Origin of the sequence: Sulfurimonas sp., assembly GCF_014859695.1 — a bacterium.
Classification (GTDB): domain Bacteria; phylum Campylobacterota; class Campylobacteria; order Campylobacterales; family Sulfurimonadaceae; genus Sulfurimonas.
This window is the reverse complement of sequence record NZ_JACUTS010000002.1, coordinates 23386-46170: the sequence shown is the minus strand read 5'-3', so window position 1 is coordinate 46170 and position 22785 is coordinate 23386. Positions and strand designations below refer to the sequence as shown.

Here is a 22785-nt window from a genome sequence, read left to right as displayed (position 1 = left end):
TCAGATAATCTTTTTAGTTATTGTTTTTGCGGTGGGCATCATAGGGTTTATAAAGGCTGCGACAAAGGATGACTAAAAATGTTATCATTTCAACTATAATTTACTTAAGGAGATAATAATGGCTTACAAAAAAACAAACTCAGACAGAATAAAAAGAATTTACCAACTTTGTGAGGATCACTTTGGAGGCGTTCGTTTTGTGGGAGTGAAATACCATAAAAAAATGGGATGGATTGCAAAGGCACAGTTTGATGATGGTTTTGAAAGTCTTACGGCTGATGGAGAATCAGATACTGAAGCTCTGCGCAATTTAAAGAATCGTGTTAAAAAAATCATCAAGAGATACAATGCGGTTTAATACAAACTGCCCCTCTTAACTTATAACAAAACGACCAACACACCAGGGAGGTCGTTTATAAGCATAATGATACCCTACATATATAAATGATTCATAAAAATTTCTTTCTTTCTTAAAAAAATATTTATTATAAAAAAACAGACTTAATTTTCTCTGCTTGTGCACTATTCACACATTGTTCTAATGTGTGAATAGGATAGAGAATAGTTTGAAATAAATTTGAAAATTTTCTTCTTTTTTAAGAATTAATTTATATAAATACTTGCTGAATTCTAAATTTTTATATATCGCTTAAACTCCCTATTTTAGGGCATTGTAATAATTTTAGCAGAGATTATAATATAATTTTTTAAAATGTCTTTGAAAGATGCAAATAGTTATTCACATACTCAAACTTATTGTTATATTTCTTACAATATCTCTCTATATGGTTCTCATATTCTCCAGGCAAACTTTTTCAAAATCTACACTGCTTTTTATCTGATAATTTTTTCCGTATAGTTCAAACTCTAACTCATTTGCATGTAGAAGCAATCTTCTGGCACCGCTAATTTTTACTCTTGTCTCTCTATCGAGTTCTCTGTCGAGATACTTTACAATATTCTCTTCGTCTTGCCCATAAACCGGATCACCGACTATAGGATGTTTCACATGGAACATATGGACTCTTATCTGATGTTGTCTTCCTGTGTGCGGGGAACACTCAATCATAGTCATATCTAACTCTGGATAATATTTAATCGGTTTCACATATGTCAATGATTTCTTTCCGCTCTCATCAACTTTAACAACCATTCTTATAAGTGCGCTTTTTTCATCATCGTATCTAAGCAGAGGAGCATCGATGCGAAGCTCCTCTTTTAACTCTCCATGAACCATTGCCAAATACTTTTTTTTCATCTCCCGCTCTTGGAACATCATCTTTATATCAACTTCGCTCTTTTTATCTTTTGCACACAAAACCAGTCCGCTTGTCTCCTGATCTATTCTATGGGCGATGTTTGCATCCATCCCGAACTGAAACTTTAGCTCGTCTATAAGAGAGTAGGGAGTGTGCCTGTTTTGAGGATGGATAAGCATTCCGCTTGGTTTGTCAAAAATCACAAACCTTTCATCAACTACATGCGGCACCAAACCTTTTGAAATAGGTTCAAAATAGATAAACTCAAATTCGCCCTCTAAAAAGTCAGATGGCTTCGTAATCGGAACACCATTTATAAGAACTCTCCCTACTGCTATATATCTTTGAATATCTCTTTGAGAGTGTCCCAATTCTCGCTTGAAGAAAAGAAAAGCGCTCTCTCTTTCCTGTGCAAACATTTTTTTAATTATAAATGGCAATATTTAATCCTTCTGTTAGAGTATTTTTTGTAAAATCATTACTTGCTAAAAAGAAATTTTACAATAATCAGGTTGAATAAATGATCGAAAGATACTCAAGAGAAGAGATGAGCTCTAAATGGACGATGCAGGCAAAATATCAAGCTTGGCTAGATGTAGAAAAAGCGGTTGTGAAAGCTTGGAACAAACTGGGACTTATTCCTGATGATGATGCTAAGAAGATTGTTGAGAATGCAGGATTTGATATAAAAAGAATCGATGAGATAGAAGCAGTAACTCGTCATGACCTTATAGCGTTTACGACTAGCGTATCAGAAACTCTAGGCGAAGAGAGCAGATGGTTCCACTACGGCATGACAAGTTCCGATACCATTGATACAGCCGTAGCACTACAGATGAAAAGCTCTCTGGAGTTAATCATAGAAGATGTGAAGATACTTATGGAGTCGATCAAAAAAAGAGCGATGGAACACAAGATGACTCTTATGGTCGGGCGTAGCCACGGCATACATGGAGAGCCTATAACATTCGGTCTTGTGTTAGCTGTTTGGTACGATGAGATGGCAAGACATTTAGAGAATCTTGAACAAACACTTGATGTTATAAGTGTAGGACAGGTTAGCGGAGCGATGGGCAACTTTGCTCACGCACCACTAGAACTTGAAGAGTATACATGTGAAGAGCTAGGGCTAAAACCTGCACCCGCATCTAACCAAGTTATTCAGCGAGACAGATACGCAAGACTTGCTACCTCGTTGGCTCTTATGGCAAGCTCAATAGAGAAGTTTGCAGTTCAAGTCCGCCACTGGCAGAGAACTGAAGTTTACGAGTGCGAAGAGTATTTTGCAAAGGGTCAAAAAGGCTCATCTGCTATGCCTCATAAACGCAATCCTATACTAACGGAAAACATAACAGGTTTGGCAAGAATGATAAGAGCTTACGCGATACCTGCCATGGAAAACGTAGCGCTTTGGCATGAGAGAGATATCAGCCACTCTTCAACTGAGAGGTTCTGGCTTCCAGACTCATTTATAACAAGTGACTTTATGCTCCACCGCATGAACAATGTAATCGCTAACCTAACGGTATATCCCCAAAACATGATGAGAAATCTCAATCTTACCGGCGGACTTGTCTTTTCCCAAAGAGTACTTTTAGAACTTCCGCTAAAGGGTGTCAGCCGCGAGGATGCTTACCGCATAGTTCAGAGAAACGCGATGATGGTCTGGGAAGAGATACAGCAGGGCAAACCAACCACAAATGAAAAGGGAGAATCTCTCTACCTAAACCATCTCTTGGCGGACGAAGAGCTGAGAGCAAGTTTGAGCGAAGAGGCAATTCGCGAATGCTTCAATTTTGACTACTATACAAAAAATGTAGATAAAATTTTCAAGAGAGTTTTCAACAAATAAATGACATAATTGTGCTAATATTCATTAGCAAAATCAAAAGTCGTTAAGCACTTATTTGTGCTTAATGCAACATAGCAGGAAATCATATGATAACAATTATAAAAAGAAACGGCAGAACCGAACCGTTGGATATTACAAAGATACAGAAGTATACATCCGCTGCCGTCAAAGAGTTAGATAACGTTTCTCAAAGCGAACTCGAAGTCGATGCGCAGATACAGTTCCGCGACGGTATAACATCAAAAGAGATACAGCAGACACTTATTAAAACAGCGGTCGACAAGATAGACATAGATGCTCCCAACTGGACCTTTGTTGCTTCAAGACTCTTCTTGTTTAACCTCTACCATCAAGTAAACGGATTTACGGGTTACTCATCATTAAAAGAGTATTTCCAAAGAGGGGAAAAAGAGGGGAAAATTCTTCTTGGCCTAAAAGAGATGTACAACCTTGACGAGCTTGAAAAGCATATAAAACCAGAACGAGATATGCAGTTTAACTATCTTGGCGTTAAAACGCTCTATGACAGATATCTCATAAAAGACAGAAACTCAGACCCTATAGAGTTGCCACAGCACATGTTTATGGCTATTGCTATGTTTTTGGCGCAAAGAGAAGAGAAAAAAGAGGAGTGGGCTATAAAATTTTACGACATGATTTCTAAATTTGAAGTCATGCTTGCAACACCTACTCTAAGCAATGCAAGAACACCAAGGCATCAGCTCAGCTCATGTTACATCGGTTCGACCCCCGACAATATAGAGGGAATCTTTGACTCATACAAAGAGATGGCGCTTCTTTCAAAATTTGGCGGAGGAATCGGCTGGGATTGGACAAATGTCCGCTCAATGGGTTCATATATCGACGGGCATAAAAATGCAGCCGGCGGAACCATACCGTTTCTAAAAATTACAAACGACATAGCCGTTGCCGTTGATCAGCTGGGAACCAGAAAAGGTGCTATCGCTGTTTATATGGAGCCATGGCATATAGATATAAACGACTTTTTGGATTTGAAGAAAAACTCGGGCGAAGAGCGTCGTCGCGCACATGACCTTTTCCCTGCACTCTGGATAAACGATCTCTTTATGCAAAGAGTTCAAGAGGACGGCATCTGGACACTCTTTGATCCTTACGACTGCAAAGAGCTTACCACGCTTCACGGCGAAGAGTTTAACAAGAAATATAAAGAGTTTGAACAAGATGAGACTATCGTAAAAGAGAAGATAAAAGCAAAAAATCTTTGGAAAAAAATACTTACATCCTATTTTGAGAGCGGCAGCCCGTTTCTATGTTTCAAGGATAACGCAAACCGTGCAAACCCTAACAGCCATTGCGGAGTTATCAGAAGTTCTAACCTTTGTACGGAGATTTTTCAAAACACAAACCCTAACCACTACAAGATAAAATTTATTTTTGAAAATGGCGAGAGCGTTAGTTATGAAGAGGAAGAGATTATCAAAGTTGACAGCGGCTTAGAGAAGCCTGCCAAAAAAGTAACGGCATTGGACGCTATTGGCGGACGTGAAATATACATGGTGGAAAAAGAGAAGATAGACGGCGACACTGCGGTCTGTAATCTCGCTTCGGTCAATCTCTCCCGCGTAAATACTAAAGAGGACATTGACAGAATCGTCCCCATTGCGATTCGCGCGTTAGATAATGTAATAGATCTTAACTTCTACCCGCTTGAGAAAGTAAAACGCACTAACATGAAAACGCGCGCGATCGGTCTTGGTGTTATGGGCGAAGCGCAGATGTTGGCGCAAAAAGCTATAACATGGGGAAGCCAAGAGCACTTTGACAAAGTAGATGAGATAATGGAAGCTGTTAGTTTTAATGCCATCTCTGCATCTAGCGACATTGCACTTGAAAAAGGCTCTTACTCAGAGTATGAGGGTTCTAAATGGAGCCAAGGCATTATGCCGATGGATCATGCAAATGCGGAGGTTAAAAAGCTTGTTGACCGTGGCGGACTTTTTGCTTCAGCTTACGAGTGGGACGAACTTCGTGCCAAAGTCAAAAAACAGGGCATGAGAAACGGTTATCTTATGGCGATAGCGCCTACGAGTTCTATCTCTATTTTAACAGGCACGACGCAGGCGATTGAGCCGGTATTTAAGCGAAAGTGGTATGAGGAGAATCTCTCGGGACTTATTCCCGTTGTTGTTCCTGAACTCTCTCCCGATACTTGGGCGTACTATACTCCTGCGTATGATTTGAACCAAACGGTTCTTATCAAAGCAGCAGCAATCCGTCAAAAATGGCTAGATCAAGGTCAAAGTCTTAACATATTTATAACGCTTGACAAAGCAAGCGGTAAATACCTAAACGAAATTTACATGTTGGCTTGGAGGTTAGGACTTAAATCTACCTACTATCTTCGTTCACAATCTCCTGAGATGGCAAGCGATGTTGAAGACAGAAGCATGGAGTGTGTAGGTTGTCAATAGGATGAGACCACTGCTTAAAAAAGATTGCAATGCGTTTTTAAAGCGTTTTGACAACTTTATAGATGCAGAGTTAAGATTCATAGAAGTTGTCTCTGCTACTACCGTTAAAATTACTCTAGCGGCACAAGACAACGCTAGAGGATTTGACTGGATAACACTCACTTTAGAATTTAACGGTATCAAGGGCGCGCTACTGCTTGAAAATTCAAAACTCTCACATGTAGATATGAGCGAGGGCATAACACTGCTCTGTGAAGAGAGCCGATTTGCTTTTGGCATCGGCAGTTATACCAATCTTCGCAATATAACAGACTCTCTATATTATATAAAAGCCGATTCACTCAAATATTTGCAAGGCGAGTTTTAGTTCATTAGTATTTCATAAACCATTTAGTTATAAAATTTTGTCAACCGCAAAAAAACTAAAAGGAATGAAAAAATGAAAAAGTTCTTTATTCTATTTACTCTGGTGCTTTCGCTACTTTATGCAAAAGAGAGCGTGGAGTTTAAATACGCACCTAAAAATATTGAGAGAAACTTCCCAAGCGCACAAAACCAGATACTCTCCTATAACAACATTCTACAAAACGTTAGAACAAGCATCGTAAATATCTCTATAAAAAAAGAGATGAAAGGGAATCTCTACAGCGCAAACCCTTTCTTTAATGACCCGTTTTTTAGAGAGTTTTTTAAAGGGTACGGGGATATTCCTCAAGATAGAATCCAAAAATCGCTAGGCTCGGGTGTTATCATCTCAGAAGATGGATATATTGTTACAAACAACCATGTCATCGACGGCGCAGATGAGATTATAGTAAATCTGGCAGGAGATAAAAAAGAGTATGAGGCAAAACTCATCGGCAAAGATGAGAAGAGCGATTTGGCTGTTATTAAGATTGGGGCAAAAAACCTAAATGCCGTAACATTTTATGACTCGGACAAAGTAAAAGTCGGGGACATCGTCTTTGCTCTGGGAAATCCCTTTGGAGTAGGCGAGACAATCACACAGGGAATAGTCTCAGCTACCGGCAGAAGCGGCGTGGGAATCGTAGAGTATGAAGATTTTATACAGACTGATGCTTCTATAAATCCGGGAAATTCGGGCGGCGCACTTATAAACTCAGCTGGTCATCTCATAGGAATAAACTCAGCCATTATCTCAAAATCCGGCGGAAATGTCGGCATCGGGTTTGCAATCCCCTCAAACATGGTAACCTCGATAGCAACAAGTTTGATAGAGAGCGGCAAATTTACCCGTGCATATCTTGGAGTCACTATAGCAGACGTCAGCGAAGACATGAGCAGTTTTTATGATGAAAATTACGGCGCGCTTATTACAGGCGTGGAGGAGAACTCACCCGCGGCAAAAGCCGGACTTAAAAGAGGTGATTTGATTATCTCCGTAAATGGCAAAAAAATTGAAAGTGCAAGTGAACTTAAAAACACCATAGGTTCTTACGCTCCGCAAAGAGTGGTAAATATAAAATTTTTAAGAGACAAAAAGATAGATATAGTAAATGTGACTCTTGCCACACTCGATAGTAAAGTTGTTGCGGGTGAGTTTGAGTATAAAGGTATGAAGCTCTCTGAAATAACTCCTGCTATTAAACAACAACTGGGTCTCACAATAGAAGGTATACTAGTTAAAGAAGTAGATCAAAACAGTGAAGCGTTTAATTCGGGTGTAAGAAAAAATGATATCATTATTCAAGTAGAAAACAAAGAGATAGCCAATTTGGATGAGTTTAAAAAAGCTACCGCATCAAAGAGCAAAAAAAGATTTTTCATCTATAGAAGAGGCGGTATTTTTGCCACTGTTCTATAACAACTAAGGAGTTAAAATGAGAGTAGTTTGTCCCGTTTGTAAAAGTGTTAACAATGTTCCGCAAAGAGACTCTTACAAAAAAGCCAATTGCGGAAAATGTAAAAGTTCACTTCTTGATACAAAACCCATCGAGCTAACAAACGCTGACTTTGACGAGGTAGTGGTGAACAGCGATATTCCGGTTATTGTAGATTTTTGGGCGCCGTGGTGTGGTCCATGTAAAATGATGGCACCAAATTTTGCCAAAAGTGCGGCAAATTTTCCACTCAAAGCGCTCTATGTAAAAGTAAACACCGAAAATGAACAAAATCTCGGTGCAAGGTTTGGCATAAGAAGCATCCCGACAATAGTAGTCTTTAAAGATGCGAAAGAGGTTCATAGGGTTTCAGGTGCTTTGGACGAGGCAACATTAAATAAAATGGTTGCACAATTTCTATAGTATAATTGTCACTAAACAAAAAAGGTATGGTATGAAAGATACAGTAACACTAACAAACAATCGTGATGGAAAAAGTTATGAGTTTCCCATACTAGATGCAAGCGTCGGACCCTCAGTTATCGATATCTCAACGCTCTACAAAGAGACTAACATGTTTACCTATGATGAGGGTTATACCTCTACGGCATCATGTAAATCCGACATAACATATATAGACGGCGAAGCGGGAAAACTTATGTACAGAGGCTACGATATAGCATATCTTGCAACGAAGAAGAGTTTTTTAGATACTGCTTACCTTCTTATAAACGGCGAGATTCCTGACAAAAGCGAGTTGGCTGATTTTGCGTTAGAGATGAAAAAACGCTCATTTGTACACGAGGGGGTAAAAAAACTATTTGACTCTTTTCCGGATGCCGCGCACCCAATGGCAATTCTCTCGGCAGGAGTTTCTGCTCTTTCAACATTTTACTATACTCATTTGGACATAAAAGACTCTGAGGAGTATACTGAGATGGCAAACAGAATAGTTGCAAAAATCCCTACGCTTGCCGCTTTTTCATACAGATACTCAAACGGACTACCTATTATATACCCGGATATAAATAAAGGTTTTACCGAAAACTTTCTTTATATGTTGCGAGCTTATCCTCATGACTATATTGAATTAAAACCCATAGAGATAAAAGCTCTAGATACTATCTTTACCCTCCATGCAGACCATGAGCAAAATGCCTCGACTACCGCCGTAAGAAATCTTGCCTCAACAAATGCGCACCCTTATGCCGCTATCAGCGCAGGAATAGGCGCTCTGTGGGGAAGAAGCCACGGCGGAGCAAATGAGAGTGTAATTCGTCAGCTAGAGATGATTGGAACCGTTGATAGGGTAGATGAGTTTATAGCTAAAGCAAAAGACAAGGATGACCCATTTAGACTGATGGGATTTGGACATCGCGTATATAAAAACTTTGACCCTCGCGCCACCATTCTTAAAAATCTCCGTAATGAGCTTATTGAAGAGCTAGGCATTAGCAGTGAACTTATTGAGGTTGCAAATAAGATAGAGCAGATTGCATTAAATGATGAATATTTTATCAGCCGTAATCTCTATCCAAATATAGATTTTTATTCAGGACTTATTCTTCAAGCACTAAAAATTCCAAAAGAGATGTTTGCGGTTATTTTTGTAATAGGTAGAACACCTGGTTGGATTGCGCAGTGGAGCGAACTGAATCAACAAAAAACAGTCAAGATTGCCAGACCTAGACAACTCTATAGAGGTCCAAAAGAGAGAACTCCGGAGTATTAATCCGGAGTTGTAAAACTATTTAATATATGAACAGCAATAGTCTGTAACGGTTTTTACTCTTAGATCAAATGATGAGTTTGCAGGAACATTAAAACTCTCTGGAGTTTTAAGTGTTTTCCACTCTTCCCCTGGAAGTTTTATATCCAACTCTCCACTCATCATCTCCATTATCTCAGCCTCTTTTGTTCCAAAAGTATATTCGCCCGGCAACATAATTCCAAGCGATTTTACGCTGCCGTCTTTAAACTCGACAGTTCTGCTTGTAACTTTTCCCTCATGGTAGATATTTGCCTCTTTTTTTATATTTGCATTATTTAAATATGACATAAATCAAATCTCCTTCTTTTATAATATTGCCATTGTAACTAAATTATTCCCAATCGAGTAATCTCTGCTGACCCTCTAAACCTCTGATATGAGTAACATCTTGAGAAACCTCTATAACGCCTTTATAAACACCTTCATCGTCTCTTATAGCAAAGTAACGAATGTGAATAAACTTGCCTTTAAACGTTATCCAAAATTCGGCTTCGTCTCTGCGACCAGCTTTGAACTCTCGCAAAATCATTAAAACCTGATCTACAGATTTCGGAGGATGGCAAAATTTTACCTCACGCCCGATAATTCCCGCACTTCTTGGAAATACTCTCTCATCACCGCGGTTATAGAAGATAACAATGTCATTTTCATCTACATAAGTGATATCGACCGGCATAAACTTCAAAAGCCAGTTAATCTGCTCAGGCAGCATGTAACCCTCTTCTAGATTGATTCTGTTCTCAAGTGAAAAAGGCAATTTTCTCTTCTGTTTATCTTGAGACGGATGGATATATTCACCCTCTACATGCGCAGGATAAGCAGCAGGCGGCGTATCAAACATCCAGCCTATCTCCTCATCGCCTGAACGCATCTCTTTCCAGTCATCTTCATCAAGCATGCTTAGCGCATTTGGAAGAAGTCTTCCCTCTTCAACCTGCATGATATGTTCTAAGTTTGTAAAAACTACCTGTAGCTGCTGCATCAAAGCGGGCATATTTTTCTCTTGTACTAAAGCTCTTGCGGTTTTTATCTCTGCTCTTATATCATCGTGAAAAGCCCACATATTTTGTGAGGGACTCGTCCAGCCGTACTTTTCAAGATATGGGAAAAGTTGGTTCTCTTTTCTTGCAAAATGCTTCTCAACAAGACAAAGCTTTTTAAACTTGTCTTCAAACTCTTCAAAATTTTCTACTATATCTATACTGTTTATGCTTGAAATAAGTCCTCTCATTAACATATTTTCTTCTAAATAGACTCTTACCGGGTGCCCCTCAGGCAAATTTGCAAATGGATTCATTATTTTCCTTAACTATTTTATAACAAAATTATACTGTTTAAAAAAATTTACTTTTTGATTTATAACAAGATGGAAATTACTGCAGCTTAAGCCTTACTCTTTGGGAGTGAGTTATGGCAACGGCGATAGCGTCCGTTATATCGAGCGGTTTTATCTCTTTTTTTATATTTAAAAGCATCTTTGCCATGTAAGCTACCTGCTCTTTTGTCGCTTTGCCGTTTCCTGTTAATGCTTTTTTTACTTGAAGAGCGGTGTATTCGTTAAACTGCCCGAACTGCTGAAGAAGCATAAGCATGATAGCTCCGCGAAACTGTGCTAGTTTGATTGTTGTTTTTGGATTATGCGCATAAAAAATATCTTCAATTGCGACTTCATCTATCTTGTGATTTTTAAATATGCTCTCGAACGCCTCGACCATTTGAGGTATCTGAAACTGCAACTCCTCGGCTTTTATCTTTATAAGTCCCGCCTCGATTAATGCTATTTTGCCTTTTTCTAAAGAGATAAGAGCATAACCCATCTTTCTTGTTCCCGGGTCTATTCCTAAAATTGTCATCTCCATCCTCTTGGCATGATATTTTCGTATTATAGTGCAACTATTTTAGGGGTGTCCTTAAGCTATTCACATATTCACAAATTTGTTATTCACATAATTTTAACTCTATTTATGGCAATAATCGCTATTATTCACAAATACAATAGAGATAGAGGAAGAGTTGTGAATATAGGTCAAAAGATTTTGCTTCTGCTAAAAGAAGAGATACCCGAAATTGAATATAACAGATATATAAAGCATCTCGTTTATGACACAAAAAAATCCACCAGTGATACAGCTCTGTTTTATGCTCCAAACTCTCTGGTTTTAAATTGGATAAAAAACAAATACAGCTCAAAAATCAAACATCTTTTTGAAGTACACGACTCGTCTAATGTCACTGTGAAAATTTTACTTAAAAACCAGATTGAGTCTAAAAAAACAGAGCATAAAAAAGAGCAGAAACATCAGCACTCCCTATTGAATCCTTCACACACTTTTGAAAATTTTATGGTCGGAGGCTCCAACCAGTTTGCCTATGCCGCCGTAAAGAGTGTAAGCGAAAAACCGGGAATTCTCTACAATCCTCTTTTTATTCACGGAGGAGTCGGTTTGGGCAAAACCCACCTGATGCAAGCAGCGGGAAACGTTTTTCAAAATCAGGGAAAAATCGTTATCTACACTACGGTTGAGCAGTTTTTAAATGATTTTATACGTCATGTAAGAAATAAAACTATGGAGAGATTCCAAGAGAAATACCGTAAATGCGACGTGCTCCTTATAGACGATATCCAGTTTTTAAGCAATAAAGAGGGGATTCAAGAGGAGTTTTTTCACACGTTTGAAGCTCTAAAGGGAGTCGGAAAACAGATTATACTAACAGCTGATAAGCATCCAAAAAAGATAGCGGGACTTGAAAAAAGACTTCAAAGCCGCTTTGAGCATGGACTTGTTGCAGATATTCAACCGCCTGAACTTGAGACGAAGATAGCCATTATAGAGAATAAATGTAAAATCAATAAAGTTATTCTTACAAAAGATATTATAAATTATATAGCAACGGTAATTGAGAGTAATGTTCGTGAAATTGAGGGGATTTTATCTAAACTACATGCCTATTCACAACTTATGCATGTCGATATAGATTTACAGTTTACGAAGAGTGTTTTAAAAGATCAACTTCAGGAAAATCGTGCCAATCTTACCCTCGATATTATCACACAAAATGTCGCTAAAGATCTGAATATAAAACCGAGCGAAATACGCTCAAAAGGAAGAAGTAAAAATCTGGTTTACGCTAGAAGAATTGCAATTTATCTCTGTCGTGATTTAACTCAAAACACCATGCCGCAGCTTGCACAGTACTTTGGAATGAAAGATCATACGGCAATTAGTCATACGTTGAAAAAAATAAACGAACTCATTCAAAACGATGAAGATTTCAAGGTTAAAATACAAGAATTAACCAATAAAATAACTTCATCTTCTTAAAAAAGATAAAAAAAAGATATAATTACTTAAGTGAATAGATGTGAAAAAACTCCCGAAGGTTCATCACATCTAAAAAGCTCTCGTGGTAGGAGTAAATTGATAATATTCACATTATCACTCCCCCCTACTACTACTACTATAATTTTATATAATAAATAGGGATTCAAATGAAGATAACGATACAAAAGTCTATCATTGAAAATATTTTGGTTCATGTTCAACCGTTTTTAGAAAAAAAAGATGCTTCACAAATTACGTCTCATCTATTACTGGATGTTTCAAATTCAAAATTAAATATTAAAGCTACAGATTATGAAATAGGTCTTTTTGTATCAACAGACAAAGTAAATATTATCCAAGACGGTACAGTTACAGCAAACGGTAAGAAATTCTTAGATATTGTTAGAATCTTAAAAGATGGCGATATTACTTTAGAAGTTAAAAATGACACTCTTTATATCTCTCAATCACACTCTAGCTTTAAACTACCAACATTCTCTTATAGTGAATTCCCGTCCTTCCCTGCTTATGAAGGAAAGCCTCGTATACTGATCAATTCACACTCACTAATAGACTCACTTAAAAAAATAACTCCCTCAATTGATAACAACAACCCTAAATTTGAACTCAACGGTGCGCTTATCGACATAAAAGAAGAGGGAATTAACTTTGCATCAACCGATACAAGAAGATTGGCAGTTGTAAATATTAAAAACCAAAATAGCAATCAGTTATCTATAATAATTCCTAGAAAAGCAATAATAGAAATTCAAAAACTCTTTTTTGAGGACATAGAGCTTTACTATGATGAGACAAATCTTATTATCCATTCTGAGCAATACACATTTTTTACAAAACTGATAAATGGAAAATTTCCAGAATATTCCAGAATAATTCCTAAAGAGATATCAAAAACGTTAACTCTTCCAAAAGCTACAATGATTGAGTCTATTAAGCAGATTACAACAATCTCTTCAGATGTTAAAATAACTTTTTTACAAAATAGCATAACGTTTGAATCACTAAGTGATGATAATATAGAAGCAAAAACTGAAATCAATCAAGAAACAGGCTTCTCTTCACCTTTTATTATTGCCATCAACAGCAGACATCTTTTAGATTTTTTAAATAGCATAAACAGCTCAGAGTTCAACATTGGTTTAAATGAGAGTAATCTTCCTTTTGTTTTAAGTGAGGGTAATTTTAAAACAGTCGTAATGCCTATAGTTATTTAACTGATTTAATACACCTTTACAAAAAATACATAAAAATACTTTATAGTTCTCAAAAAAACTTGTTTTTTTCTAAAGAAACTTCGTTTTGTAGCTTCAGGGGGTTGTAGGGACATTTATCCCTGCCACTATAACGGACACGTTCGTTTTAGTGTGTAACATCAGATAGTATAAAACTTTCTTTTAGAATAAATTAGATAAAATATCTCCAATTATGTAACAAAGTTATAATGGAGTATTGAATGGAAAATTACGGAGCTAGTAATATTAAAGTCCTAAAGGGATTAGAAGCAGTTCGTAAACGACCTGGTATGTACATAGGTGATACAGGTCATAGAGGTTTACATCATTTAGTCTATGAAGTTATTGATAACTCTATTGATGAAGCGATGGCTGGTCACTGTGATACAATCAATATTACTCTTACAAAAAATGGTACATGTAAAGTATCTGATAACGGTCGTGGTATTCCTACCGATATACATCAAGGCGAAGGGATAAGTGCAGCTACTGTTGTTTTAACAGTTCTTCACGCCGGTGGTAAGTTCGATAAAGATACCTATAAAGTTTCCGGTGGTCTTCATGGTGTAGGTGTATCTGTTGTAAACGCACTATCTTCAGATCTAAAAATGACTATTTATAGAAATGGAGAGATTCATGAGCAGGACTTTAAAAAAGGTATACCTCAAGAACCTTTAAAAAGCATAGGTAAAACTCGCAAATCAGGTACTACAATAGAGTTTGCTCCAGATCCTAGTATATTTACTGAAACAGTAATTTTTGAGTTTGATTATTTAGCTAGAAGATTTAAAGAACTTGCATACCTCAATCCATTCATAACTATTAATTTTAATGATGAGAAAACTAATGTTTCGCAAACATACCATTTTGAAGGTGGAATAGCACAGTATGTTACAGATTTAAATAAAAAACAAGAAGTTGCTAAAGTTTTTGAATTTAGTTCAAAGATTGAAGATATAGAGTTTGACGTAGCACTTATGTACAACGACTCTTATGAAGAAAAAATTTACTCTTTTGTAAATAATATACGTACTCCAAACGGCGGAACGCATGAAGCTGGATTTCGTGCAGCCCTTACGCGCGCAATATCAAACTACAACTCTCAAAACGGAGCCGCTAAAGAGAAAGATATAAAAATAAGCGGTGAAGATACAGGTGAGGGTCTTATTGCTATTGTTTCAGCTCGTGTTCCAGAGCCTCAATTTGAAGGACAAACAAAAGGTAAACTTGGAAATACTTATGTAAGACCGTTAGTTCAAAAAGCAACATATGAACTTTTAAGTAAATACTTTGAAGAAAACCCAATCGAAGCAAAATCGATTGTTGCAAAATCTCTTATGGCAGCACGCGGTCGTGAAGCTGCTAAAAAAGCAAGAGAGTTAACACGTAGAAAAGATTCTATGAGTGTAGGAACACTTCCTGGAAAACTTGCAGATTGTCAAAGCAAAGACGCTTCTATCTGTGAACTTTACCTAGTGGAGGGCGACTCTGCGGGCGGCTCTGCAAAGATGGGACGCGATAGAGTTTTTCAAGCAATTTTACCGCTAAAAGGTAAGATTTTAAATGTTGAAAAAGCAAGACTTGACAAGATTTTAAAATCTGAAGAGATTACAAATATGATTACGGCTATGGGCTGTGGCATAGGTGATGAGTATAATGAAGAGAAGCTTCGTTACCATAAAATCATCATCATGACGGATGCTGACGTTGATGGTTCACATATTCAAACACTGCTTCTTACATTTTTCTTCCGTCATTTTCGTGAAGTTATTGAAAACGGATATCTCTATCTAGCACAACCACCGCTTTATCGCTATAAAAAAGGCAAAAAAGAGATCTATTTCAAAGATGATCGCCAGATGAATGACTTTTTAATTGATAACGGAATAGAGTGTTTAGAGGAACAAACTGTAGGACACAACGATTTGGTCTCATACTTTAAAATGGTTGATCACTACAGAGGTTCATTAGAGGCTCTAGAGAGAAGATATGCACTAGTAGAACTTATACGCCATTTCATAGAAAATCCTGATCTTATAGGTCTTGATATAAAAAGTATGTACAAAAAAGTCGAAGAGTTTTTGACTAACAAAGGAAACAATATCCTTACAAAAACAATTACTGAAGATTCAATTCATATTTTTGTACAGACAAAAGATGGAATGGAAGAGTTATTTATAAATGATGAATTATTTGCAGCACCGCACTTTTGTGAAGCTAGTTATGTCTATACAAAGATAAAAGATTGGAATTTAGATTTCAAAGATGATGTTTTGAAAGTATTAAATAATATTATCGATTATGCTAAAAAAGGTGCATATATCCAACGCTATAAAGGTCTTGGAGAGATGAATCCAGATCAGCTTTGGGAGACTACTATGACACCTGAAAATAGAGTTTTACTGCAAGTTGCGATTGAAGATGCAGAACTAGCAAGCGATACATTTACTCTCTTTATGGGTGATGAAGTAGAACCTCGCCGTAACTATATTCAAACACATGCAAAAGACGTTAAACATTTAGATGTTTAACATTTTAGTACTACATGTTACTTCCGGAGATTAAAGAGAGAGAGTACCGTTTTAAGTTAGCACTTAGGATGGTACTTCCTATTTTTGCTCTTGTTGTTGCTTTAGTTCTTCATACTTTTATAACCAGCCAAGATACCTTAAGTACCTCATTTTACGTTGAATCAATTTTAGTTTTAGTATTTAGTATCTATTTTATTTTTTACCTTATATATAAAGGGTTTGATACTAAAATAACGGATAGCATCTCAAAAGCTTTTACAAGAGAGTATATGTATGAGTATCTAAAAAAAGAGATAAATGAGTCTAAAGAGTATACACTTGTACTTTTAAGTGTTGATAATCTTTATGAGATAAATAGTCGTTATGGTATAAAAAACGGCGATAAAGTACTCTCTAAAACAATTGATTGGATAGCTGATTACCTAAAATCAAAAGATATATATAACTTTCCTATCGGACGCATAAAAGGTGGTGATTTTATTATCGGACTCAGCGGAGACAAGAGTCAATATAAGACAATTTTAGAGCTACTGTGCCTAAAAAGTGAAGATTTTAAGATTGATGATATTGAGATACAAATTTCCGGAGCAATTAACGATACGGTATTTTCAAAGGATATTGATTATTTAATAGAAAATCTTTTTGAACTCCAGGTTAAAAATAGAAATTCAAAATTGGCAATGGAGAGTATTGAAGTTAATATAAATCCAAACGAACTTGAGTATAGTGTTATAAATGCTATTAAAAGAAAAGATCTATTAATATATACACAGAGTGTATTTGAAAATAAAATAGAACTATTTAAAGAGTGTTTTGTAAAATTAAAAACAGAAGATAAAAAATTGCTTCATCAAAAGAATTATATGAAAATCTTAGATAAATTGAGATTAATGGGTGATTATGATTTAATAGTTTTGGAAAAAATATTAAAGATGTGCAAAAAACCCGACAGCGGTAAATTTGCTATACAGATCTCTCCAACTTCTCTTAGAAACTATACAATTTTAACAAAGATAAAAGAGGTTTTCGTAAAAAATGAGTGTGTAAAAAGTAGAATTATATTAATATTTAACGAGAACGAATATTATCCAAGAATAGAGAAGTTTAATGCAATCTTGCAGCAGCTTAGAGATTTGGGAGTTCTTGTGGCTATAGATAGACTGGGTTCTTTGCATACAAGTTTTTTATATCTGCGTGATTTGGATATTGATATTGCAAGAATTGACTCATATTACACAAAAGATAGTGATGAGAGAGAGTATAAGAGTATTGTGAGCGGGTTTAATGTTATGGCACATGAAAAGGGTGTTAAAACATGGGTAAAGATGATTGAGAGCCAAAATAGTTACGCTTTAGCGCAGGAGTTGAAAATAGATTATATGCAAGGCAGATATATAGCGCCTTTAGATAAAAATGAAAATAACAGGAGTTAGTATGAAATACGGTGAAAAAATTATTCAAGAGTTTGATGTAGAGAAAGATTTGGAAATTTGGCCAAATGAGCATAAGAGAAATTATCTTATAAAGATGACACTTCCGGAGTTTTCTTGTCTTTGTCCTAGAAGCGGATATCCTGATTATGCAACAATATATTTGGAGTATACGCCTGATGAGTGGGTTGTAGAATTAAAAGCTGTAAAGCTCTATATAAACTCATTTAGAGAGAGACATATCTCTCATGAAAATAGTGCAAATGAGATATATAGTGTTTTAGAGAGAAAATTAAAACCAAAATATATGAAAATAGTGGCTGATTATAATCCTAGAGGGAATGTTCATACTGTTATAGAGATAGACAGTTCAAGACTTTAGTTTATTACACACCAGAATGAGCAAAAGCCCATTCTAGTGGCAGGGACAAATGTCCCTTGCAACCCCCTAAAGCTACACAAAGCTTGCTTTGTGAGATATATATTCTCTTAACCAGAGAAAAGCCTCGTCATAATTTTTAAATTTACCATGCATTTGAGCTTCATAAGCTTCGTTCAAAATCTCTGAAAAGAGAGGTGATGGCTCAACTCCAAACTTTAAAATATCTCTTCCCATTAAAATGGCTGGAAGTTTTTTGTTGAGTATATTGAGCTCTCTGGCTCTTTTTTTTATCTCTTCGCCGGCTCTGTAAATTTCAGAATTGTGATTTGCAAAGTAGATTGAACTGCTTAAAATAAGGAGTTCTTCTATATTTACTTCAGCAGCGAGTTTGTATAGGTGATAATCGTTTATGCTATTTTCATAAAGAGTCTCTACTTCACTATGTTTTTTTATAAGCAGAAGAGATCTTTGTAAAAGCTCTTTTTCATGAGTTATTTTTTCTATAAAATCTTGTGCCTCTTTTTGAGAAAAGTTATAACAAAGAGCTGCTAACATCAAAACAATATTTGTTTGATTGTTTGTTGTTCGCTGTTTTGCAACCTCGTCAATTACGGAAATATTTTGAGTATACAAGCCACTTCCAAACTCTTTTAAGAGTTCAAATCCGCGCGAGGGCTTTTTTGCATAAAGAAGAAGCTTTTTAATCTCCTCAAATATCCTCTCTTTTGGAAGCTCGTTTAACATTCCGCTTAAGACCATATCTTTACATATAGAAAAAAGATTATCTTCAATTTTAAGCTCAAATCTTGTAGCAAATTGAACAGCTCTTAAAACTCTAAGAGGATCCTCGCCAAAACTCTCTAAATTTACGGCTTTAAGTATTTTGTTCTCAAAATCTTTAATTCCGCCGAATGGGTCTAATATTTTTCTCTCTATAACATCATAACCTACAGAGTTCATCGTAAAATCTCTTCTTGATGTTGCGGTTTCAAAATCAAGTGTCGTGTCTATAGATATCTCAAATCCTCGATGTCCTGATTGAACCTTGTTGTCGATTCTTGGAAATGAGAAGTCTAAATCGTACTCTTCAAAGTATAGTTTACAAACCCCAAAACTTTTTCCTACGACATTAACACTGCCAAACTCTTTTAGTATATTTTGCAACTCTGAAAAGGATGATATACCGTAAATTTCAATATCTATATCTTTTGACTCAATCTTAGCAAGATAGTCTCTAATATACCCGCCAACAATAATAGGCTTAATACCGTAACTCTTTAGTTTGTCAAAAATAGTATCTAGTTTATTTGGATAATAAATCATATAACTCCTAAAAATGAACAACTCTCTTGCTTTTAAATGTATTATAACACTACTTTTACATAGATATAACATTATTTAAGGTATAATCGCGAAAATTTTTATCTTGGTTTCATGTTTAAGAAGCCAAAGAAGGAAGCCTCGTGCAAAAGATTAGAAATATTGCAGTTATAGCCCATGTTGACCATGGTAAAACTACATTGGTTGATGGATTATTAGAACAGTCAGGAACGTATGGAGCTCATGAGCAACATGATGAAAGAGCAATGGATAGCAACGATTTAGAAAGAGAGCGTGGAATCACGATTCTTTCTAAGAATACGGCTATTCGTTATAAAGATTATAAGATTAACATTATTGACACTCCGGGTCACGCAGATTTTGGTGGAGAAGTTGAACGTGTTCTTAAGATGGTAGATGGTGTTTTAGTTCTTGTTGATGCTTATGAGGGTGTTATGCCTCAAACTAAGTTTGTTGTTAAGAAGATGTTAGCACTTGGTAAAAAGCCGATTGTTGTTATTAACAAGATTGACAAGCCTTCTGCTGAACCGGATCGTGTTGTAGATGAGATGTTTGACCTATTCGCTGCAATGGGTGCAACTGATGATCAACAAGACTTCCCTATTATCTATGCAGCAGCAAGAGATGGTATAGCTAAGCTTGACATGGCGGATCCTGATGGAGACTTTGAGTGCATATTTGAAACAATTTTAAAGCATATTCCTGAGCCAGAGGGTGATAGAGAAAATCCGACTCAAGCTCAAGTATTTACACTTGACTACGATAACTATGTCGGTAAAATAGGTATTTCTCGTATTTTTAACGGTGTTATCAAAAAAGGTGACAACATTATACTTGCAAAAGCTGATGGTGAAATGGTAAAAGGTAAAATTAGTAAGCTTATTGGTTTTCACGGTCTTAACCGTATGGAGATTCAAGAGGCAGAAGCTGGAGACATAGTAGCATTCGCAGGTTTAGAGACTGTTGATGTTGGAGATACGGTATGTGATCCTAAAAATCCTATGCCACTTGACCCAATGCACATTGAAGAGCCAACTTTAACAGTTGTATTTTCTGTAAATGATTCACCACTTGCCGGTCAAGAAGGTAAGCACGTAACTTCAAACAAACTAAAAGAGCGTTTAGAGTTTGAAATGACGACTAACGTTGCAATGAAACTTGAAGTTGTCGGTGAGGGTAAATTTAAAGTTTCAGGACGTGGTGAGCTTCAGATTACAATTCTTGCTGAAAATATGCGCCGCGAAAATTTCGAATTTGGTGTATCTCGTCCGGAAGTAATCGTTAGAGAAATTGAAGGTGTTAAGTGTGAACCGTTTGAGCATTTAGTGATTGACGTTCCAGAAAACTTAAGCGGTTCGGTAATTGAAAAACTTGGCAAGCGTAAAGCTGAGATGAAATCTATGGTTCCGATGGGACAAGGCTTCCAAAGAATCGAGTTTGAAATTCCGGCTCGTGCACTTATAGGCTTTAGAGGACAGTTCTTGACAGATACGAAGGGTGAAGGTATTATGAACCACTCATTCTTGGATTTCCGTCCATACAGCGGAAGCGTTGAATCAAGAAGTTACGGTGCGCTTATAAGTATGGAAAACGGCGAAACTTTAGCGTATTCACTTTTCAATATTCAAGACCGTGGAGTTCTTTTTATAGGACCGCAAACAAAAGTATACGAAGGTATGATTATCGGTGAGCACTCACGTTCAAACGATTTAGTGGTTAATCCTATCAAAGGAAAAGCACAGTCAAACGTTCGTTCAAGCGGGGCAGACGAAGCGATTAAACTTATTCCACCTCGTGACATGTCACTAGAGCGTGCATTAGAGTGGATAGAGGATGATGAACTTTTAGAAGTAACGCCTAAGAGCATCCGTATTCGTAAAAAATTCTTAACTGAAAGCGAAAGAAAAAGAAACATTCGTAAATAATCTCCTATTTTTCACACATGGTAACATGTGTGAAATTCATCATAAATAATCTTAATTTTGCTATACTATCCCATAAAAAAATATTAAATATTTACTTCAAAAGGATAAGCAATGGATGGAACTCTATACATAGTATCTCTTATTGTGGTTGCTATAATGGCTTTTGCCCTCTATCGCGGCAATAGTTTTAAACTGATGTTTCTTGTCTTGGCTGTCGGTGTTTATATAATATATTCACATGAAACGGGCAATACTGCCACAAAATACAAAGATGAAGTGATAGAGTCGCTCGATAAATCTGCACGTGATTTCAGTAAATCCCGCGGTAACGAAGGGTATGACGAGCATAAAATAAAAAAAGAGGTACAAGGAGATTAGAGCTGCTTTTTTAAAGCGCTAAAATCTTTTTACATACCCGTGACAATAAGGCTCGCTCCCTTTTTTGTCATAGTAGTCTTGATGACTCTCATCAGCCGCATAAAACTCAGAACTGTTGAGTATTTTTGTGGCAACTCTGTATCCGTTAGCTTCAAGCTTTTCAATAAGAGTCTCAACTATTTCTCTCTCCTCTTCACTGCTTATGAATACTGCGGAGAGATACTGCTCTCCAATGTCTGGACCCTGCCCATTTGTTTGAGTCGGATCGTGAATCTCAAAAAAGGTTTTAGCAATCTCTTCGTATGAGATTACATTGCTGTCATAAATGACTTCCACAGCTTCAAGATGTCCAGTGTTTGATCGGACAACCTCGTAGTAGCTCGGGTTTTTTATATGCCCGCCCATAAATCCTGAGATTACCTCTTTTACGCCATTAAGCTTTTGCAGATAGTACTCTACTCCCCAAAAACATCCTCCCGCAAAATAGGCATAGGAGAGGTTTTCATCTTTAATGTCCGGCTTTTTTACAAGATTAAGAGATATTGAATTGACGCAGTGTCTTGTATTTTTGGATGTAAAACCCTCTCCTTCAAAAACATGACCCAGATGTGCTCCGCAGTTTGCACAGACTATCTCTACTCTTCTGCCATCCGCATCGGGGATTCTCTTGATGGCGCTCTCTATGGCATCATCAAAGCTTGGCCAACCGGAGCCGGAATCGAACTTATCGCCGGAGTCATAAAGCGGAGTATCGCAAACTTTGCATGTGTAGACTCCTCTTGATTTTTCATTTGTGTATTTTCCTGAAAAAGGTCGCTCAGTACCTTTGTTTATGATTACACTTTTCTCCTCTTGGCTAAGTTTTTGGATTTTTGAACTCCATGGTTTTAGTTCGGATGCATTCATGTTAATTATTATGAGTATGAAAACTATAAAATTTTTCACACACTACTCCTTATTTAGATTTGTTCTATTATACGCTATAAAATTTTATGCAAGATAGAGATTTTTTATTTGAATAAAATTTATAATATTGCTTTTATCAA

General features: G+C 36.6%; 20 protein-coding genes. 14 read left to right on the top strand and 6 right to left on the bottom strand.

The features are described from left to right. The first annotated feature begins 118 nt into the window (after positions 1-118). A complete protein-coding gene (locus IBX42_RS00990; protein ID WP_294927428.1) occupies positions 119-358 on the top strand; it encodes a hypothetical protein in 240 nt (79 codons plus the stop codon). A gap of 423 nt (positions 359-781) precedes the next feature. Here IBX42_RS00990 and IBX42_RS00985 read toward each other — a convergent pair whose 3' ends face one another. Then, positions 782-1699, bottom strand: a complete 918-nt coding sequence (locus IBX42_RS00985; protein WP_294927425.1) for an RluA family pseudouridine synthase — start codon at positions 1697-1699, stop codon at positions 782-784. Between the two features lie 80 nt (positions 1700-1779). Here IBX42_RS00985 and purB point away from each other — a divergent pair, with 80 nt between their 5' ends. From purB to IBX42_RS00955, 6 genes are all read left to right on the top strand, one after another. Next, the gene (gene purB, locus IBX42_RS00980; RefSeq protein ID WP_294927423.1) at positions 1780-3111 is read left to right on the top strand and encodes an adenylosuccinate lyase; all 1332 of its coding nucleotides are present in this window, start codon (positions 1780-1782) and stop codon (positions 3109-3111) included. A gap of 86 nt (positions 3112-3197) precedes the next feature. Next, positions 3198-5564, top strand: a complete 2367-nt coding sequence (locus tag IBX42_RS00975) for a ribonucleoside-diphosphate reductase subunit alpha (protein ID WP_294927420.1) — start codon at positions 3198-3200, stop codon at positions 5562-5564. Position 5565: 1 nt separating this feature from the next. Next, complete coding sequence (locus tag IBX42_RS00970; protein ID WP_294927417.1) at positions 5566-5931, top strand: hypothetical protein; 366 nt, start codon at positions 5566-5568, stop codon at positions 5929-5931. Between the two features lie 72 nt (positions 5932-6003). Then, positions 6004-7389, top strand: a complete 1386-nt coding sequence (locus IBX42_RS00965) for a Do family serine endopeptidase (RefSeq protein ID WP_294927414.1) — start codon at positions 6004-6006, stop codon at positions 7387-7389. 16 nt (positions 7390-7405) lie between these two features. Then, complete coding sequence (gene trxC, locus IBX42_RS00960) at positions 7406-7828, top strand: thioredoxin TrxC (RefSeq protein ID WP_294927411.1); 423 nt, start codon at positions 7406-7408, stop codon at positions 7826-7828. A 31-nt stretch (positions 7829-7859) separates the two neighbouring features. After that, positions 7860-9137, top strand: a complete 1278-nt coding sequence (locus IBX42_RS00955; protein ID WP_294927408.1) for a citrate synthase — start codon at positions 7860-7862, stop codon at positions 9135-9137. 15 nt (positions 9138-9152) lie between these two features. Here IBX42_RS00955 and IBX42_RS00950 read toward each other — a convergent pair whose 3' ends face one another. The 3 genes from IBX42_RS00950 to ruvC all read right to left on the bottom strand — a co-directional run bounded on the left by IBX42_RS00950 (position 9153) and on the right by ruvC (position 11029). After that, positions 9153-9464 carry a pyrimidine/purine nucleoside phosphorylase gene (locus IBX42_RS00950; RefSeq protein WP_294927405.1) on the bottom strand — a complete coding sequence of 104 codons (312 nt, stop codon included), beginning with the start codon at positions 9462-9464 and terminating at the stop codon, positions 9153-9155. Positions 9465-9507: 43 nt separating this feature from the next. Next, the gene (locus tag IBX42_RS00945; RefSeq protein ID WP_294927402.1) at positions 9508-10473 is read right to left on the bottom strand and encodes a PAS domain-containing protein; all 966 of its coding nucleotides are present in this window, start codon (positions 10471-10473) and stop codon (positions 9508-9510) included. A 76-nt stretch (positions 10474-10549) separates the two neighbouring features. Beyond that, positions 10550-11029, bottom strand: coding sequence for a crossover junction endodeoxyribonuclease RuvC (gene ruvC, locus IBX42_RS00940; RefSeq protein WP_294882051.1), 480 nt, complete (start codon positions 11027-11029; stop codon positions 10550-10552). 162 nt (positions 11030-11191) lie between these two features. Here ruvC and dnaA point away from each other — a divergent pair, with 162 nt between their 5' ends. The 5 genes from dnaA to queF all read left to right on the top strand — a co-directional run bounded on the left by dnaA (position 11192) and on the right by queF (position 18095). Further along, positions 11192-12499 carry a chromosomal replication initiator protein DnaA gene (gene dnaA, locus IBX42_RS00935; RefSeq protein ID WP_294927400.1) on the top strand — a complete coding sequence of 436 codons (1308 nt, stop codon included), beginning with the start codon at positions 11192-11194 and terminating at the stop codon, positions 12497-12499. Positions 12500-12666: 167 nt separating this feature from the next. Beyond that, the gene (gene dnaN / locus IBX42_RS00930; protein WP_294927397.1) at positions 12667-13734 is read left to right on the top strand and encodes a DNA polymerase III subunit beta; all 1068 of its coding nucleotides are present in this window, start codon (positions 12667-12669) and stop codon (positions 13732-13734) included. A gap of 239 nt (positions 13735-13973) precedes the next feature. Next, positions 13974-16283, top strand: a complete 2310-nt coding sequence (gene gyrB, locus IBX42_RS00925) for a DNA topoisomerase (ATP-hydrolyzing) subunit B (protein ID WP_294927396.1) — start codon at positions 13974-13976, stop codon at positions 16281-16283. 14 nt (positions 16284-16297) lie between these two features. Then, positions 16298-17716, top strand: a complete 1419-nt coding sequence (locus IBX42_RS00920; RefSeq protein WP_294927393.1) for a GGDEF domain-containing protein — start codon at positions 16298-16300, stop codon at positions 17714-17716. A gap of 1 nt (position 17717) precedes the next feature. Next, positions 17718-18095 (top strand): preQ(1) synthase, encoded by a 378-nt coding sequence (gene queF, locus IBX42_RS00915; RefSeq protein ID WP_294927390.1) that lies wholly within the window; start codon positions 17718-17720, stop codon positions 18093-18095. Positions 18096-18167: 72 nt separating this feature from the next. Here the strand turns inward: queF and IBX42_RS00910 are convergent, their stop codons facing one another. After that, complete coding sequence (locus IBX42_RS00910) at positions 18168-19418, bottom strand: CCA tRNA nucleotidyltransferase (RefSeq protein ID WP_294927387.1); 1251 nt, start codon at positions 19416-19418, stop codon at positions 18168-18170. Between the two features lie 140 nt (positions 19419-19558). On the opposite strand from IBX42_RS00910, the gene typA reads away from it, so the two are divergent. Together typA and IBX42_RS00900 are read left to right on the top strand one after the other, a co-directional pair. After that, a complete protein-coding gene (gene typA, locus IBX42_RS00905) occupies positions 19559-21361 on the top strand; it encodes a translational GTPase TypA (protein WP_294927384.1) in 1803 nt (600 codons plus the stop codon). A gap of 111 nt (positions 21362-21472) precedes the next feature. Next, positions 21473-21739, top strand: a complete 267-nt coding sequence (locus IBX42_RS00900) for a hypothetical protein (protein ID WP_294927381.1) — start codon at positions 21473-21475, stop codon at positions 21737-21739. Positions 21740-21757: 18 nt separating this feature from the next. Here IBX42_RS00900 and IBX42_RS00895 read toward each other — a convergent pair whose 3' ends face one another. Beyond that, on the bottom strand, positions 21758-22609 hold the full coding sequence (locus IBX42_RS00895) for a bifunctional methionine sulfoxide reductase B/A protein (protein ID WP_294927549.1): 852 nt from the start codon (positions 22607-22609) through the stop codon (positions 21758-21760). Between the last annotated feature and the right edge of the window lie 176 nt (positions 22610-22785).

Bases quoted from the DNA above. Each gene is read 5' to 3' on its own strand.
- IBX42_RS00990 (WP_294927428.1), top strand. From the start codon at position 119: ATGGCTTACAAAAAAACAAACTCAGACAGAATAAAAAGAATTTACCAA.
- purB (WP_294927423.1), top strand. From the start codon at position 1,780: ATGATCGAAAGATACTCAAGAGAAGAGATGAGCTCTAAATGGACGATG.
- IBX42_RS00975 (WP_294927420.1), top strand. From the start codon at position 3,198: ATGATAACAATTATAAAAAGAAACGGCAGAACCGAACCGTTGGATATT.
- IBX42_RS00970 (WP_294927417.1), top strand. From the start codon at position 5,566: ATGAGACCACTGCTTAAAAAAGATTGCAATGCGTTTTTAAAGCGTTTT.
- IBX42_RS00965 (WP_294927414.1), top strand. From the start codon at position 6,004: ATGAAAAAGTTCTTTATTCTATTTACTCTGGTGCTTTCGCTACTTTAT.
- trxC (WP_294927411.1), top strand. From the start codon at position 7,406: ATGAGAGTAGTTTGTCCCGTTTGTAAAAGTGTTAACAATGTTCCGCAA.
- IBX42_RS00955 (WP_294927408.1), top strand. From the start codon at position 7,860: ATGAAAGATACAGTAACACTAACAAACAATCGTGATGGAAAAAGTTAT.
- IBX42_RS00950 (WP_294927405.1), bottom strand. From the start codon at position 9,464: ATGTCATATTTAAATAATGCAAATATAAAAAAAGAGGCAAATATCTAC.
- IBX42_RS00945 (WP_294927402.1), bottom strand. From the start codon at position 10,473: ATGAATCCATTTGCAAATTTGCCTGAGGGGCACCCGGTAAGAGTCTAT.
- ruvC (WP_294882051.1), bottom strand. From the start codon at position 11,029: ATGACAATTTTAGGAATAGACCCGGGAACAAGAAAGATGGGTTATGCT.
- dnaN (WP_294927397.1), top strand. From the start codon at position 12,667: ATGAAGATAACGATACAAAAGTCTATCATTGAAAATATTTTGGTTCAT.
- gyrB (WP_294927396.1), top strand. From the start codon at position 13,974: ATGGAAAATTACGGAGCTAGTAATATTAAAGTCCTAAAGGGATTAGAA.
- IBX42_RS00920 (WP_294927393.1), top strand. From the start codon at position 16,298: ATGTTACTTCCGGAGATTAAAGAGAGAGAGTACCGTTTTAAGTTAGCA.
- queF (WP_294927390.1), top strand. From the start codon at position 17,718: ATGAAATACGGTGAAAAAATTATTCAAGAGTTTGATGTAGAGAAAGAT.
- IBX42_RS00910 (WP_294927387.1), bottom strand. From the start codon at position 19,418: ATGATTTATTATCCAAATAAACTAGATACTATTTTTGACAAACTAAAG.
- IBX42_RS00900 (WP_294927381.1), top strand. From the start codon at position 21,473: ATGGATGGAACTCTATACATAGTATCTCTTATTGTGGTTGCTATAATG.